19 protein-coding genes are annotated in these 15408 nt (G+C 59.0%); 7 read left to right on the top strand and 12 right to left on the bottom strand.

Annotation, left to right across the window (positions count from 1 at the left end; translation table 11 throughout):
* The coding region (locus CFR71_RS13965) for a phage tail sheath subtilisin-like domain-containing protein (protein ID WP_207781401.1) at positions 1–814 on the bottom strand (814 nt) is incomplete at its 3' end.
* A 5-nt stretch (positions 815–819) separates the two neighbouring features.
* Between CFR71_RS13965 and CFR71_RS13960 the strand changes: the two genes are divergently transcribed.
* From CFR71_RS13960 to CFR71_RS13950, 3 genes are read left to right on the top strand one after another with little or no spacing between them, the layout of a single operon-like run.
* A complete protein-coding gene (locus CFR71_RS13960; RefSeq protein WP_207781400.1) occupies positions 820–1059 on the top strand; it encodes a tyrosine-type recombinase/integrase in 240 nt (79 codons plus the stop codon).
* A 50-nt stretch (positions 1060–1109) separates the two neighbouring features.
* Entirely contained in the window at positions 1110–1406 is a 297-nt protein-coding gene (locus tag CFR71_RS13955; protein ID WP_110531965.1) for a type II toxin-antitoxin system Phd/YefM family antitoxin, read from the top strand.
* Positions 1403–1786: a type II toxin-antitoxin system VapC family toxin gene (locus CFR71_RS13950; protein ID WP_110531963.1), complete on the top strand. Its 384-nt coding sequence runs from the start codon at positions 1403–1405 to the stop codon at positions 1784–1786. Before CFR71_RS13955 ends, CFR71_RS13950 begins: the two co-directional genes overlap by 4 nt.
* Positions 1787–1980: 194 nt before the next feature.
* Here the strand turns inward: CFR71_RS13950 and CFR71_RS13945 are convergent, their stop codons facing one another.
* Positions 1981–2817, bottom strand: a complete 837-nt coding sequence (locus CFR71_RS13945) for an alpha/beta fold hydrolase (protein ID WP_110531961.1) — start codon at positions 2815–2817, stop codon at positions 1981–1983.
* Between the two features lie 96 nt (positions 2818–2913).
* On the opposite strand from CFR71_RS13945, the gene CFR71_RS13940 reads away from it, so the two are divergent.
* The gene (locus tag CFR71_RS13940) at positions 2914–3423 is read left to right on the top strand and encodes a MerR family transcriptional regulator (RefSeq protein WP_110531959.1); all 510 of its coding nucleotides are present in this window, start codon (positions 2914–2916) and stop codon (positions 3421–3423) included.
* Here CFR71_RS13940 and CFR71_RS13935 read toward each other — a convergent pair.
* Positions 3420–4112 carry a type 1 glutamine amidotransferase domain-containing protein gene (locus CFR71_RS13935; RefSeq protein ID WP_110531957.1) on the bottom strand — a complete coding sequence of 231 codons (693 nt, stop codon included), beginning with the start codon at positions 4110–4112 and terminating at the stop codon, positions 3420–3422. The two genes, CFR71_RS13940 and CFR71_RS13935, sit on opposite strands and share 4 nt — an antisense overlap.
* Before the next feature lie 150 nt (positions 4113–4262).
* On the opposite strand from CFR71_RS13935, the gene CFR71_RS13930 reads away from it, so the two are divergent.
* Positions 4263–5183: an SDR family oxidoreductase gene (locus CFR71_RS13930; RefSeq protein ID WP_110531955.1), complete on the top strand. Its 921-nt coding sequence runs from the start codon at positions 4263–4265 to the stop codon at positions 5181–5183.
* Between the two features lie 307 nt (positions 5184–5490).
* Positions 5491–6522, top strand: a complete 1032-nt coding sequence (locus CFR71_RS13925; RefSeq protein WP_110531969.1) for a phytanoyl-CoA dioxygenase family protein — start codon at positions 5491–5493, stop codon at positions 6520–6522.
* A 134-nt stretch (positions 6523–6656) separates the two neighbouring features.
* On the opposite strand, the gene CFR71_RS13920 is transcribed toward CFR71_RS13925, so the two are convergent.
* Complete coding sequence (locus tag CFR71_RS13920; RefSeq protein WP_239020430.1) at positions 6657–6947, bottom strand: alpha/beta hydrolase family protein; 291 nt, start codon at positions 6945–6947, stop codon at positions 6657–6659.
* Positions 6948–6954: 7 nt separating this feature from the next.
* On the opposite strand from CFR71_RS13920, the gene CFR71_RS13915 reads away from it, so the two are divergent.
* Complete coding sequence (locus CFR71_RS13915; RefSeq protein ID WP_239020429.1) at positions 6955–7239, top strand: TetR/AcrR family transcriptional regulator C-terminal domain-containing protein; 285 nt, start codon at positions 6955–6957, stop codon at positions 7237–7239.
* A 103-nt stretch (positions 7240–7342) separates the two neighbouring features.
* Here the strand turns inward: CFR71_RS13915 and CFR71_RS13910 are convergent, their stop codons facing one another.
* The 8 genes from CFR71_RS13910 to CFR71_RS13875 all read right to left on the bottom strand — a co-directional run bounded on the left by CFR71_RS13910 (position 7343) and on the right by CFR71_RS13875 (position 15284).
* Entirely contained in the window at positions 7343–8116 is a 774-nt protein-coding gene (locus CFR71_RS13910; RefSeq protein ID WP_110531951.1) for an SDR family NAD(P)-dependent oxidoreductase, read from the bottom strand.
* Positions 8117–8147: 31 nt separating this feature from the next.
* Entirely contained in the window at positions 8148–9257 is a 1110-nt protein-coding gene (locus CFR71_RS13905) for an ABC transporter ATP-binding protein (protein ID WP_110531949.1), read from the bottom strand.
* Between the two features lie 45 nt (positions 9258–9302).
* Positions 9303–10130 (bottom strand): carbohydrate ABC transporter permease, encoded by an 828-nt coding sequence (locus CFR71_RS13900; protein WP_110531947.1) that lies wholly within the window; start codon positions 10128–10130, stop codon positions 9303–9305.
* Position 10131: 1 nt separating this feature from the next.
* Positions 10132–11052: a carbohydrate ABC transporter permease gene (locus tag CFR71_RS13895; RefSeq protein ID WP_207781399.1), complete on the bottom strand. Its 921-nt coding sequence runs from the start codon at positions 11050–11052 to the stop codon at positions 10132–10134.
* Between the two features lie 11 nt (positions 11053–11063).
* Positions 11064–12350: an ABC transporter substrate-binding protein gene (locus CFR71_RS13890; protein WP_408891859.1), complete on the bottom strand. Its 1287-nt coding sequence runs from the start codon at positions 12348–12350 to the stop codon at positions 11064–11066.
* Between the two features lie 144 nt (positions 12351–12494).
* Entirely contained in the window at positions 12495–14123 is a 1629-nt protein-coding gene (locus tag CFR71_RS13885; RefSeq protein ID WP_110531943.1) for an FGGY-family carbohydrate kinase, read from the bottom strand.
* Positions 14124–14214: 91 nt separating this feature from the next.
* Positions 14215–15054 carry an MIP/aquaporin family protein gene (locus tag CFR71_RS13880; RefSeq protein ID WP_110531941.1) on the bottom strand — a complete coding sequence of 280 codons (840 nt, stop codon included), beginning with the start codon at positions 15052–15054 and terminating at the stop codon, positions 14215–14217.
* 35 nt (positions 15055–15089) lie between these two features.
* Positions 15090–15284 carry a hypothetical protein gene (locus CFR71_RS13875; protein ID WP_239020428.1) on the bottom strand — a complete coding sequence of 65 codons (195 nt, stop codon included), beginning with the start codon at positions 15282–15284 and terminating at the stop codon, positions 15090–15092.
* Positions 15285–15408: the final 124 nt, after the last annotated feature.

Below are 15408 nucleotides of genomic sequence, written 5' to 3'. Positions count from 1 at the left end.
CCACTCTTGATCGCATCCTGCGACCACCCGTCGGGCAATGCCCGCACTGTGGAAACTTTCTATGCCAGACCTCAAAACGCATTCTGCCAAAGTAGTGCTTGGTCGTGTTGCCGGTCGCGTCGGTCTGGTTGTTGGTCACCATGCGCTCGATGGGCACGGTGCCGTCCTGGTCAACGGTGAAGGTGGACATGCCCGATTGCAGCAGTACGTTGCGCATCGCGTCCGTGAACAGGTCGGCATCATCGGGGGCAAGCCCGGTCAGGCCGGTCAGTTCCAGAGTGCGCAACTGCCGCGACGGATCATTGTTCAGGGCCTGCGCCGCGATGGCACCGGCAACACCTGCGACGATCCATGGTGCCCAGCGCGGGTTCTGCGCCGGAATGCAGGTCATGAACCGGCTGTTCAGCGTTTCCGCCAGCGCCAGAACCTGTCCGTAGGTGCCCCGATATCCGTAATAGATGTGGGCATCCTTCTTGACCATCGCGCCATACCGGCGTTCGGCTTCCGTCGCCAGCGCGGTCAGGTTGGCCGCATCATTCAGGCAAGACACGATATCGGTGAACCAGACATTGGATACCAGCGCCAGCGCGGGCGACAGGTCCACGGTGCCCGCGCCACCGGACATGGCGGTGACGGCCACAGTCATGCCCGGCACGAGGTCGGCCGTCAGCGCGCTCATGCGCACGTCGATGTCGTTTACGAACTCGCCGGTTTCCGCGCTGGTCAGCGTCAGAACGCCCTTGTCGGCGGCGGCGTTCAGGCCGGTCTGTACCGACACGTCACTGGTGAACGCCGCAGCAGCGGCAGCAGCCATGTCGGTTGCGGCCAAGGCAATACGCCCGGCTTCTGGATCAATGGGTTCAGGCGATAGGACTTATCCCCGGGGAATATGGAACTCATTCGCTCCGCCGGACTAAGGTTGCCATGATTTACAAACGAACCGGCAATATCCGGGTCGTGCAGATCCTGCTGGGTCATTCAAAACTGGATAGTACGGTTCGATACCTTGGGGTGGATGTAGAGGACGCTCTGGCACTGTCGGAAGCCACTGATCTCTGAAATCGAATATGCCTTAGGAATTCTCTACCTCCTCCTTCTGTGTACATGATATGATGACACATAAGGAGGAGACCATGAGCGAGCATCTTTCAGATAACGCAGCATCCCCACAGAAAATCGGTGTTCGGGAGTTCCGGGGAAACCTGACAGCTTATCTGCGTCAGGTCAGACAGGGCAGTACGATCCTCGTGACGTCTCATGATGAGGTTGTGGCTGAACTGCGGCCACCAGCTCCTTCCTATCGCCCCCGCCGTCAGCCAGGAGCTCTTCGAGGACGGATCAGAATGAGCGAAGATTTTGATGAGACGCCGCCGGACATTCTTGAAAGCATGGAACGCAACCTGTGAAGGTTCTGCTCGATACGCATGCGTTGCTCTGGTGGCTTTCGGACTCCGACCGGCTGGGTGAGAATGCACGGGAGATCATTGCAGATCCGGTCCACGATATTCTGGTGAGTATCGTATCATTATGGGAGATTACGATCAAAATCCGTATCGGAAAACTGGATGCGGATATGAACGACATTCTGGCAGCCATTCCTGCGGAAGGTTTCTCTCTGCTGCAAATACAACCCGAACACCTGCAGATCCTTATGTCTTTGCCTCTGCATCATCGTGATCCGTTTGATCATCTCCTGATGGCGCAGGCGCAAGCTGAACACGCCACATTCCTTTCGGAAGACGGACAGATGGATCATTACCCCATTAAGCGAATACGCTGTTCGTGAAGCAGAAACTGCCGTCAGAATACGTCTTCATGTCAAGACATTCCGTCCCTCAGCGACGTTACCGTAAGCCGACATCGACGGACAGATTTCTGCGTGGCGACATGGTGGGATGGGAACTGAACGCACAACAGCAGGTGGAGAGGCCAGGACGGCCACCTGCTGACGCTAAACGTCACATCGTTATGATGCGATCATCATCCGGTAATGAACGTCAGGATATCCGCATTGATGACGTCTGCATGTGTCGTGTGCATGCCATGCGGATAACCGGGATATATCTTCAGCGTGCTGTCCTGAAGTAGCCTGTCCTGAAGGACCGCCGCGTTCTGGTAAGGCACGACCTGATCATCATCGCCCTGCAGCACAAGCACCGGCACTGTGATGGCTTTCAGATCCTCGGTCTGATCCGTTTCGGAGAATGCCTTGATACCCTCGTAATGGGCCTTGGCGCTGCCCATCATGCCCTGACGCCACCAGTTGCGGATCGTGCCTTCCGAAACTTCTGCTCCCGGGCGGTTGAAGCCGTAGAACGGTCCGCTGGCCACATCGACAAAGAACTGCGCGCGATTGGCCGCAAGCCCCGCACGTAGTCCGTTCAGGACGGCGATCGGTGTGCCATCAGGGCTGCGGTCCGTCTGAACCATCAGGGGCGGTACGGAACTGATGAGCACGGCCCTGGAGACACGTCCTTGCGGCTGACCATATTTCGCGACATAGCGGGCAACCTGGCCCCCGCCAGTCGAATGTCCGACATGAATGGCGTTTTTCAGGTCGAGATGTTCGACAACGGCCGATGTATCCGCCGCATAATGATCCATGTCGTGCCCATCGCTCACCTGTGCCGAACGCCCATGACCGCGACGGTCATGGGCGATCACGCGAAATCCCTTGCTCAGGAAAAACAGCATCTGCGTGTCCCAGTCATCGGCGCTGAGCGGCCATCCATGATGGAAGACGATCGGCTGGGCATTCTTCGGTCCCCAGTCCTTATAGAAAATTTCCGTGCCATCGGACGTCGTTACGAATGACATGATACGTCTCCTGAACAATTCAGAGCTTATATTGCCCAGACGCTAACGTTGAACATAAGTTCAACGTCAAGGTAAATCTGGAATGGGAAACCGGATATGAGGATTGGAGAACTGGCACGGCTGAGTGGCCTTACGCCATCGAGGATCCGGTTCTATGAGCGCATCGGACTGCTGAAAACGGTTGACCGTCGGCCCAACGGATACCGGACCTATCCACAGCAGGCCGTGATGATCCTGGGTCTTATCACAACGGCGCAGCGGGCCGGGTTTACACTGGATGAAATCCGCACCCTGCTGCCTCCTGACCTGAAACACTGGGACCATGCTACATTGATGGATGCCCTGACACGCAAGATTGCGGATATCGAGGCCCTGCAGGCACGCCTGGCCCAGAGTAGGGTGCATCTGCTCTGTCTGATTGAGGATATTCAGGCACGCCCCGACGACATGGACTGTGCAGCCAATGCGCATCGTGTCCTGACGAACATGCTTGCGGAACACCCCGAAGCCCTCGACGTCACGTCGGACGATATCCGCCTTCTGGATACGACAGACCGCCGTCAGTCGGTAAGCCCGGGCCGCCGTAAAAAGACGGCCGCCCGTTAAGCCCTATCCAGAAGCGCCACCACCTTCCTTGCGGTCGCCCTGGCGGAAAAGGGGTTCTGTCCCGTCACCAGCCGTCCATCCGTCACGACATGAGACATGAACGGAAGCAGCGCCTTTTCATAAATCGCGCCCCGTGCCTTCATCTGCGCTTCCGCGTTGTAGGGAATTTCGCGTGCGACACCCGCCAGCCTCTCCTCGGTCCATGAAAATCCGGTGATTTTCCGACCGCGGACCAGAAACGAACCATCTGCAAGCCGGGTGTTCAGCAGCCCGCAATATCCATGACAGACAGCGGAGACAATGCCGCCCTTTTCCCATAGTGCGCGGGTGATGGTCTGAAGGCCCTCATTGTCGGGAAAATCCCACATTACGCCATGACCGCCGGTGAAGTAGATCGCGTCATAATCGTCCGGATTGATGTCTGCGGGGGAGGGCGTTGAAGAGAGCAGGGCCATTTTTGCCGAATCGGCCAGCCAGGCCCTGGCGGAGGCATCGCGCATCGGCCACTTCAATGCACGCGGATCAAGCGGAACCCTGCCGCCTTTTGGGCTGACAATGCGTTGTTCATGACCGCTGGCGGCAAATACGTCCCACGCATGCGTCAGTTCCGACAGCCATAATCCGGTCGGATGCGTGGAATTGCCGAAATAAGCGGTGTTGGTGACAACGTGAAGGATGCGACGGTTCATGGCTGACCCCTCTCATGCGGCAGCGTTTCTGATCATCATCCTGTAACGTTCAAGCCCGGTTGAAGGTCAATCTACGGTTTGACATTAAATCTGACTTTAAGGGTAACGGTGTAAGGGCAAACCTACCGGACATCATGGAGGCAGCCTCACATGCAGACAATACTGGGCGCAAATGGTCAGATCGCCACGGAACTGGTGCGGACATTACATCAGCATCATACGGGGGCGTTGCGGCTTGTGAGCCGCCATCCCCGCAAGGTCAATGAAGACGACACGCTTATGGCGGCGGACCTGCTGGATGCAGGGCAGACGATACAGGCAGTGAAAGGCAGCCGGATCGTCTATTTCACGGCCGGCCTGCCCCCTGACAGCAAACTCTGGGAAGAACAGTTTCCCGTTATGCTGAGGAATGCCCTGCAGGCGTGCCGGATGGCGGGGGCCAGCTTTGCCTATTTCGACAATACCTACATGTATCCGCAGAACAGCCAGATCCAGACGGAGGAAACGCGCTTTGCGCCGGTTGGCCGGAAAGGACGCGTGCGCGCGGCAATGGCCACCATGGTGCTGCAGGAAATGACACGCGGGGACATCCCAGTGCTTATCGCCCGCGCACCGGAATTCTATGGCCCGGGGAAAACCCAGAGCTTCACCAACGCCCTGATCATTGACAGGCTGAAAGCAGGCAGAAGACCGCTGGTTCCGGTCCGTGACGATACGCGCCGGACCCTCATCTGGACGCCGGATGCAAGCCGTGCGCTGGCAACGCTGGGCAATACACCGGAAGCTTTCGGACAGACCTGGCATCTGCCGTGCTGTGACGATCGGCCGACCTACAAGATATTTGTCACCATGGCGAGCAGGATTTTCGGACGAGCGCCTTCTTATTCGGTCATCGGAAAATGGCCACTGATCATTGCAGGTATTTTTTCAAAAAAGGTACGCGAGATCAGGGAATTGCTGCCCCGTTACGAGCAGGACAATCTCTTCGACTCAACCAAATTCAAACACCATTTCCCCGGGTTTTCCGTGACGACATATGAGGACGGTCTGGAACTGATCAGGAAGGAATAGAGAGGCGGATATTCCAAATATGAAACCGGGTCAATCATCGCAAGCAGTCCATTGTGAGACCAAAAATATGTTTATCGATTCTAAAGGATGATGATTTATTGCAACCCGTGACGATTGCGACACTTACACATTCCTGTTCACGATTCCTTTTGCAGCAATATTTATTTCTCTCCCGAGGCATCATACGTGCCAAGTTTTCAAAGGTGTTCATAATGGACCAGATTAAGCCCGAAACATCAGGGACACGTAACATTTACAGGTATGCATGATGTCCGTCCTTCATGAATGGTATCTTGCTGCCCGCCTTATGGTTCGACGCCTGTTCATGGGGCCGATCTGGGGACTCCAGCTTCTGACCGGATACAAGTCATTCAGGGACAATCCGATCATCGGCCATCCCTTTCTCAATGCCTGCGGGTTACATGTCGTTCGGCAGAAACTGGCACATCATGCCGCCGCCCGACGACGTCGCGGCATGGCGCACCTGATTCCTCCAGAGCGTATCGAGGAGTTTGAGCGTAACGGCTTCATCGTGGTGCATGACGTGCTTCCGCATCGGGAATTTGACAGACTGCTTAAGGAAGTACGCGCCTTTCGGACCGTGGCACGTGAAACGGTACAGGGCGACACGGTAACCCGCCGCATCGCACTGGATCCGGATGCCCTGAAGAACATGCCAGTCTTGCGTCGGTTTCTGGGCATGCGGGCGTGGCGTGATCTCATCCGCTACGTAGGCAGTCATGATGTCGAGCCGATATATTATATCCAGACCATACTGTCGAAGGTGGTAAAGGGACCGCCAGATCCACAGACTGATCTCCATGCGGATACGTTCCATCCAACGGTCAAGGCATGGTTCACGCTGACAGATGTAAAGGCCGATGGCGGGCCGCTGGTTTATGTGCCCGGTTCCCATCGCATCACCCCAGGTCGCATGGCGTGGGAGAAGACCATGAGCATGGGCGCCGCCCGGGCCATGAACCGCCTGACCGGCCGCGGTTCGCCACGCGTCACGCGTGAAGAGCTTGCCGCCATGGGTTATGGCCCGCCTGTAACGCTCGATATGCCGGCCAATAGCCTGATTGTGGCTGATACCGGTGGCTTTCATGCCAGGGGTTATGGCAAGGGGGCCTGCTTCCGGGCCGAGATCTGGGCCTATGGGCGGCACAACCCGTTTTTTTCCCTGCCCGTCGATATCTGGCGCATTCCTACCCTGGGGCAGCGCCGGGCACGCTGGGGTTGGATCATTGGTGACAGGCTGGCCGCACTGGGACTGAAAAGACAGGTCTGGCGTCCCTGCGTCGATAAGTCCGCCTTTGATCCACACATTCCGGAGTAAAACCGAAAAACCGTCAGGATTCCATTGAAACACGTGTTGACGCGCATGGAGACAGGATTTTTTATGGCAAAGTCGAAAGGATGCCGGACCCTGTCACGGCATGCTTCCATGTCCGGTCTGAGCAAACCCCAGCCTTAACCGAAGTGGCGGATCATCCAGCTGAAGAAAGCAGCGTGCCAGAGGGTCTGGGCGCCGAGCTGGCAGTGTTCGGCGCCGCCGGAGAGGGTATCGAAAGTGACGGTTTCGACGGATCGTGCGGCGGTGCAGGTTTTTGCGAAATCGTTAGCCTGGGAGGCGGGGATGAAGTGGTCGTGTTCGCCGACCAGGATCAGGACATCGGCAGTGATTTTTCTGGCCACGTCCCTGAGTGTGTAGGGCCGGATGGCCCCGACGGTTTCTGATAGGGTGCTGACGCCAAGGATCACCGCACAGATGATTGCTGCTCTCAGGGACGCAGGCGTGGACAACGGAACTGCGGCGTGGGGTACCTTCTCAATCCTCTATTATGTGATCGGATTTACCGGGGAAGAGCAGACGTTTGGCGAAAAACGTCCAGATCATGACCAATCTTCTGATCTCCAGTCTCTTCTGGAACGATATCCCGCCTCCGCATCAGCCTGGCGTTACATGCTCGACAGCGATCCGGATGAAGGTTTTCACTTTGGCCTGAACATGGCGATCCACGGGCTGGAGCAGAAGCTCGGCACGCCGGGATAGGCTCTGTATATCCACGCAGTGTCTTCAGCGTATCAGTAAAAAAGAAGGAACTGCCCCGCATACGTCAGGGGCAAGAAATTACTTCCATAGCCCCTTCGGTAATCTACCATACGGTAAACCCGGCATCGACATTGACAATTGCCCCGGTCATCAGGCTGGCGGCATCCGATGCCAGAAACTGCACGACCGAGGCGACCTCGTCGGGTTGTCCCACGCGGTGCATGGGGGTGCCATCCAGCCATGCGTCATACAGGCGTGGATTGTCCATGCCAAAGCGGGTCAGGGTCGTGTCGATATAGGTAGGGGCCACCGCATTCACACGCACGCCGCGCGTGGCCCATTCCGCCGCGAGTGAGCGTGTATATTGATGCACCCCCGCCTTTGATGCGTTATAGGCTGCCTGTTCCTGTGGGCGGTTGACGATCTGGCCTGACATGGACCCGATATTTACAATCGTGCCATGCCCCTGTTCCAGCATGATGCGGCCAAATGCCCGGCAGCAGCGGAAAATGCCGTTGAGGTTGATATCAACCTGTTTCAGCCACTGCTCATCCGTCATGTCCTCGGCCGGGACTTCGGAAATGCAGATCCCGGCGCTGCAGACCAGGATATCGACATATCCTTTCCCGCCCCTGACATGTGCGGCGCAGGCATCCACCTGCGCCGTATCGGTCACGTCAAGTTCCACGGCCGATACATTCAGCCCCTGCGCCACCAGTTCGGTCACGGCGTGTGCCGCCAGTCCGGTGTCACGATCGGCAATGACGACGCTGGCGCCAAATTCCGCCAGCGCCGTAACGCAGGCCAGGCCAATATTCTGCGCGCCGCCGGTTACAACCGCAACGCGCCCGTCAAGGCGGAGTTTTTCCGTATACATATGTCTGTATCCTGAACGGGAAAGCCGTTTATCATGCGTCTGACAGCAGGGGATGGTCCACCTTGCGGGGCAGCGCCATGCCTTTTGCGTCAAACAGGTGGCAATGTTCTTCCTCGAACGTCATGCGTAAGGGGGTATCGGCGCGGTTGGTATTGTCGCCGCCTGTCTGCACGACGATCATCTGCCCGTCAGGCAGGCGTACGTGCAGCAGGGTGACCGCCCCCAGCCGCTCGCTGACCTCGACCATGCCCTGTACGGTTCCTTTCGGGTCAATAAGGATATGTTCAGGCCGTATGCCCAGCGTGGCAGCCGCACCAGACTCCAGCCCGGCCTGCCGGATGGGGATGGAAACGCTGATCGTTCCCGCCCGCACCTGCACGCTTCCGTCGGGGGCAGGGGAACCGATCGTCGCGGGCAGCAGGTTCATGGGGGGCGATCCCATGAAACGTGCGACAAACAGGTTGTGGGGCCGGTGATAGAGTTCCAGCGGGGTGCCTATCTGTTCCACGACACCCCTGTTGAGGACCACGATCCTGTCGGCCATGGTCATGGCTTCCACCTGGTCATGGGTGACATAGATCGTGGTTGCCCCCAGTCGCCGGTGCAGACTGGCCAGTTCCACGCGCATCTGCCCGCGCAGGGCGGCATCAAGATTGGACAGCGGTTCATCGAACAGAAAGACCTTGGGGTTGCGTACGATCGCACGTCCGATCGCAACGCGCTGCCGCTGGCCGCCCGAAAGCTGGCCCGGCTTGTGATCAAGATAGGCTTCAAGCTGCAGGATGCGCGCCACGTCACCGATCCGCTGCCGCCGTTCGGCTTCGGGCATGCCGGCAAGCCGGAGGGAAAACTCCATGTTGCGATAGACATTCATGTGCGGATACAGCGCATAGGACTGAAAGACCATCGCAACCCCGCGCTGCGCGGGTTCGGTGTCGTTCACCCGCTTCCCGTCGATCAGCAGGTCACCCGCGCTTATGTCTTCCAGTCCCGCGATCATGCGCAGCAGGGTGGATTTGCCACACCCCGAGGGGCCGACAAAGACGACGAACTCCCGCTCCGCAATGACCAGCGAGATGCCCTTGATGATTTCTTCAGACAGATAGGTCTTGCGCAGGTTACGCAGTTCCACGGTCGCCATGTCATGCTCCTCTGGCTTGTTGCACCAGTTGCAGGCCCGCAGGCCCTATTTCACCGCCCCGAATGTCAGGCCGCGTACAAGCTGTTTCTGGCTGGCCCAGCCAAAGACCATGATGGGCGCCACAGCCAGCGTGGAGGCGGCGGACAACTTGGCGAAAAACAGTCCTTCGGGTGAGGAGAAGGAGGCAATGAATGTTGTCAGCGGTGCCGCGACGGAGGAGGTCAGGTTCAGTGACCAGAACGTTTCATTCCAGCACAGGATCAGGGAAAGCAGCCCGGTCGAGGCAATGCCCGGCAGCGCCAGCGGCATCAGCACCTGCGTGACTTCCTGCCAGCGTGTCGCCCCGTCCATCCGCCCGGCTTCGAGTATGGGAACTGGCACTTCCCGAAAGAAGGTATAGAGCATCCACACCGTAATGGGCAGGTTGGTCAGCATGTAGATCAGGATCAGCCCCGTCCTGCTGTCCAGCAGGCCGGTGGCGCGCGCCAGCAGGTAGATCGGTACCAGCACCCCGACCGAAGGCAGCATGCGCGTGGACAGCATCCACAAAAGGGTCAGGCGCGTGCGCGGCCCCGGCAGAAACGCCATGGCATAGGCGGCGGGAATGGAGACAAGCAACGCCACCAATGTTGCCATGACCGAAATCACGATGCTGTTGGTGGCGAAATGCCAGTAATCCTCCCGCGCGAAGACATCCCGATAGCTTGAAAATGTGGGGCTGAAGAACAGATGCGGTGGCGTGGCGATGGCATCCGGCTCACTCTTGAACCCGCTCAGGAACATCCACAGGATCGGGAAGAACATCCATAATGCGATGGCCCAGGCCACGATGCCGGTTGCGGCATGGCGCAGGCGTGTGCTGGTTCTTGCCATCTCAGGTCTCCAGGTTGCGGGCCACGGCGCGCAGCAGGAAGGCGGCCACGACGTTGGCGACGACAATGGCGATGACCCCGCCGGCCGAGGCCCCGCCCACGTCGAATTGCAGCAGGGCGCGTGAATAGATGAGGAAGGCGAGGTTGGTGGAGGCAACGCCAGGCCCCCCCGCCGTGGTGACCGAGATTTCGGCAAATATGGTCAGCAGGAAGATCGTCTCGATCATGATCACGACAGTAATCGCACGCGACAGGTGGGGCAGGGTGATGTTGATGAACTGCGCCACCATGCCCGCGCCATCCATGCGGGCGGCTTCCTTCTGTTCCGTATCAAGCGACTGGATGGCGGTCAGCAGGATCAGGGTCGCAAAGGGCAGCCATTCCCATGTCACGATCATCACCAGCGTTGCCAGGGGATAGCGTGACAGCCAGTCAACGGGCGTAAGGCCTACGGCCCGCATCATGGCGGAATACACGCCATAGATCGGGTGCAGCATGAGGTTCTTCCACAGCAGGGCGGCAACAGTGGGCATCACGAAGAACGGGGAGATGACAAGGATGCGCGCAATGCCGCGCCCTGCGAATTCCTCGTTATACAGAACCGCCAGCAACGTTCCCAATCCCACCGATATCGCCAGCACGCCGCCCACCAGGATGGCCGTGTTCTTCAGCGATGTCATGAAATCCGGGTCGGTCAGCAGGTACCAGTAATTGTTGAGGCCGGCGAAGCCCTGCTGGGTCGGGTCCACCAGATTGTAATTGCGCACGGAATACCACAGCGTCATGAGCAGCGGCACCACCGACCACACCAGCAGCAGGATGATCGCGGGCGACTGCAATACGAAGCTCCGGGCGCGCCTGGTGTGGGCGGCGCTGCCTGCGGGATGAACCGTCAGGGGCGGATGTACTGCCGTTCTGTTCATGTTCGTCCCCATCAGTGCAGGTAACCGGACTGGCGCATGGTCCGTGTCACGGATGCCTGTGCCGCACCCAGTGCCTGTTCCACCGTCATCTGTCCCGACAGCGTTGCCGCGATGGTCTGACCAACCTGCGTGCCGATGGCCTGGAAGGGGGCGATACCGACAAACTGCGCGCCGCCATAGGGACGGGGCTGTTTCGTCTGGCCATTGGGGTTGGCCGTGTCGATGGCGGTATGGACGAACGAGGCGAACGGGGCGGCCTTCTGGTAATCCGGATTGTTGTAGGTGGATACACGGGTTCCTGCCGGTACCGCCACCCAGCCTTCATGCTGCGCCACAAGCTGGACATAGGCTTTGGACGTCGCCCATTCGATGAAAAGGCGTGCATCATCGGCATGGCGGGAGGACGTAGGAATGGCAAGGTTCCAGCTCCACAGCCATGTCGGCCCCTTGCCGTACGGACCGGTGGGGGCGGCGGCAAAGCCGACCCGATCCGCCACATGCGACTGTTTGGGGTCAAACAGCAGGCCGCCCGCAACGGTCGAATCAACCCATATGCCGCAATGCCCGCTGGCGAACAGGGCCAGGTTTTCATTAAAGCCATTCGATGTCGCCCCGGGTGGCCCGTCGGCCTTCATGGCCGATACATACCACTGCAGGGCCGCCTTCCATTCCGGCGTGTCGAGCATCGGCTTCCATCCTTCGCCGAACCACTGCCCGCCGAACGTATTCACCAGCGAGGAGACATAGGCCATGTTCTCCCCCCATCCCGGCTTGCCGCGCAGGCACAGCCCGTAGGTCTGGCTGTCCCTGTCCGTGATCCTGTCGGCATAGGTGCGGATCTGGTCATAGGTGGGGGGCTGCGGCATGGTCAGCCCGGCCTTCTGGAACAGGTCGGTCCGGTAATAGGTCATGACGCTTTCCGCATAGAACGGCAGGGCATACAGCCTGGAATCCACGCTCAGCCCGGCGCGCACGGAGGGCACGATATCATCCATGTCGTAATCGGCACCGGGTTTGAGTTCGGCCAGCCATCCCTGCTTTGCCCAGATGGGAACTTCGTAATTACCAATGGTCAGGATATCGAACTGCCCCGCATGGGTTGCGATATCGGTCGTCACGCGCTGGCGCAGGACATTTTCCTCCAGCGTGACCCAGTTCAGGTGAATATCGGGATGGGTTTTCTCGAACTCCCCCGACAGCTGTTTCATGATGATCATGTCGCCATTATTGACGGTGGCGATCGTCAGCGTGCTGGCCGCCCGGGCACCACCGCCCAGCAGCATGCCGACAACGGTCATGCAGGCAAGTATCCTGAAAGTCGCCATCGAAATACCCTTTATTGATTTTTTTCGGTTTTTTGGGCGGTATTTGACCCGAATGTCCGGCGCCTGGATTTTTGTGTAAAGCGCCATGGAAACGTCCGGGTTCCCCTGACGCCAGCCTTATTTGTTCATGATCTGCCTGTAGCGGACCTGATCGGCATACATCCGGGTAAAGACTTCGAATTTCCTGGCATGAAAACCGGCACTGTGGGCGCATGGCCGTATTTCCGCGCGGATGCGTGTCATGGCGGTCATGGCCTCCCTGATCGTGGGATATGCCCCCGCTGCCACCGCCGCCAGTATCGCACTGCCCAGCAGCACGGAATCAGGTTCTTCGGGCAACAGGATGCGACAGCCGGTGGCATTGGCATGTTCACGCACGAAAACGGGGTTTTTCGTTCCCCCGCCGGTCGCGATGATCGTATCGATCGCATAGCCCTGTCCGTTCAGCACCCCCACGATATCGCGCGTGCCATAGGCCAGGGCCTGTATGGTCGCCAGATACAGTAACGCCAGATCGTGCGCCGTGGCACTCAGGCCAAGCCCGCTGATCATGCCGTGCAGGGTCGGGTCGGCATGGGGGGAACGGTTGCCATGGAAATCCGGCATGACGTGCAGGTCTTCTGTCAGTGCGCCGGCAGGCCCGTCGCCTTCGGATGCGCCAAGCAGGTCGTTCAGGACCTGATAGATCGTCCTGCCTTCGTTTTCGGCCTGCCGGCGCAATGCCGGTGTGGCGGGATGGGTCGTGATGATGAAGTCAATCAGGCTGCCGGTGGCTGACTGGCCCGCTTCATTCAGCCACATGCCGGGCAGCATGGCATCGCGATAGGGGCCCCATACACCCGCCACGAAACGCGGTTGGGAGGAGACCGCCATATGGCAGCTCGATGTGCCGCCAATCAGCGCCAGTCGCCTGTCGAACGCGGGTGGTTCGCCATCAACCGTGCCGCCCATCATGCCGATGCCGCCGGCATGCGCATCAATGGCGGAAACCGCGACAGGCGTCCCGGCCAGAAGGCCAAGTTCCACGGCCGCCCGCGTATCGAGCCCATGTCCGACACGCCCCCCAAGCGGCCTGATGTCCGTGCCGATACGGCGGTAGCCCTCATCGGCCAGCACGCCAAGGCCTATGGCCCGGAAATAGCCGTCATCCCAACGGTTTTCATGGGCAAGGTAGGTCCATTTGCACACGGTTGAACAGCGTGAGCGCGAATCTGCCCCGGTTGCGCGCCAGGTCAGGTAATCCGGCAGGTCAAGGAAAAGGGCGGCGCGCGCGAACACATCGGGCAGATGACGTCTGAGCCATAACAGCTTCGGTGTTTCCATCTCGGGCGAAATCACGCCGCCCACGTAACGCAGCACATCGTGATGGCCTGCATTGATCTCCGCGGCCTCGGCCATGGCGCGGTGATCCATCCACAGGATCACGTCCTGTTCCGATGCGCCATCCGCATCGATGGAAAGTGGCTGCCCATCGGGGCCGACCACCACCAGCGAGCAGGTGGCGTCAAACCCGATGCCACGCACATCCAGCGCCTCCCCGGCCGTATCCCGTGCCATGGGCATGGCGATGGCAACGCTGTCGCACACCGCACGCCAGATATCACCGGAGGACTGCTGCATGTAATTGGCACGTGGCTGCCACGTGCGGGTTGGCGTGCTGCCAGCACCCAGCTTGTGGCCGTCCAGTGTGAAAACGCCGGCACGCGCGCTGCCTGTTCCGACATCAATGCCGATGACGACATCCATCTGCTTGGCCCGTTCCTTTGTGTTGGGGTGGCGGATCCGGTCAAATCCTGCCCTCACATTGCCGGAGGGAAGGATGCACGGGAGAGGGGCCTCATTTTCCCATGATGACTGTCTCTTCCACGATTTTGCTCTGCAGGGCCTTCTGCGCGCGCAGTTGCGCGGGCAGGAAGGGGTAGATCAGGTATTCATAGGCCGTTGCCCCCAGCAGGCCGCCAATCAGCGGACCGGCAACGGGAACCCACCAGTAATGACCCGCTGCGGGAAGGGCGGATCCATGCCAGCCTGCAATATAGGCGAACATCCGTGGTCCCAGGTCACGGGCCGGGTTGATGGCCCATGCCTCGAGATATCCCATGGAGGCACCAATGGCCGCGACCAGGAAACCTATGATCAGCGCGCCGAAATTGGCGCCTGGTGCCATTTCGTTATACTGTTCGGTAATGGCGAAAATGCCGAATACCAGTATGGCCGTCAGGATGATTTCATCGCTGAAGGCATGCCATATGGTTATGCCCGGCGCGGGCGCGGTAAAGAACACCCCCATCCCGCCACCACCTGCGCGGGTCATCTGGTGCAGGTCGTTGAAGTGGTTGATGACGGGGTAATACAGCGCGTAAACCAGCGCCGCCCCCAGAAAGCCGCCGACGATCTGCGCGACCCAGTAGGGGACCACCTTTTTCCACGGGAAGGCACGGTAGGTCGCCAGCGCCAGCGTGACCGCCGGGTTGGCATGCGTGCCCGAAACCGACCCGGTGGCATAGATGGCAACAGTGACCCCCAGCCCCCATACAATGCATACGCCCCAGTAGGCATGCAGGTAAGGGCTTGGGTCATAGAGGAGGTACATCGCCGCCACTGAATCACCAAAAGCGATGATGATGAATACGGCAAGAGCTTCGGAAATAAGCTCGCCCAGGAATTCCCGATTCATTGGCCTGTTTCCTTATGTATTGAGCCGGAGCCGGATTATTCCGCCCAGTCAAAGGATTTCTGTACTGCCTTCTTCCACCATGCGAGGTAGCGGTTACGCTGCTCTGGCGGCATTGTGGGCTGCCAGGTGCGATCCACTTCCCAGTTGGCGCGCAGGTCATCGATGTTTTCCCAGTACCCCACGGCCAGGCCTGCGGCATAGGCCGCGCCCAGCGCGGTTGTTTCCACCACCTTTGGCCGCACGACCGGGACATTGACGCGGAAATCTCACAGAAGGGTTGTACATCGGGTTAGATTATGAAAAAGTCTGTTTTGCACAAAAGAAATTTTCGTAAGCTATAAGAAAACCCGATGC

Origin of the sequence: Novacetimonas pomaceti (genome assembly GCF_003207955.1) — a bacterium.
In the GTDB taxonomy this organism is placed as follows: domain Bacteria; phylum Pseudomonadota; class Alphaproteobacteria; order Acetobacterales; family Acetobacteraceae; genus Novacetimonas; species Novacetimonas pomaceti.
Note: the sequence above shows the minus strand (reverse complement) of the source record. Positions and strands in the feature narration are given on the sequence as shown.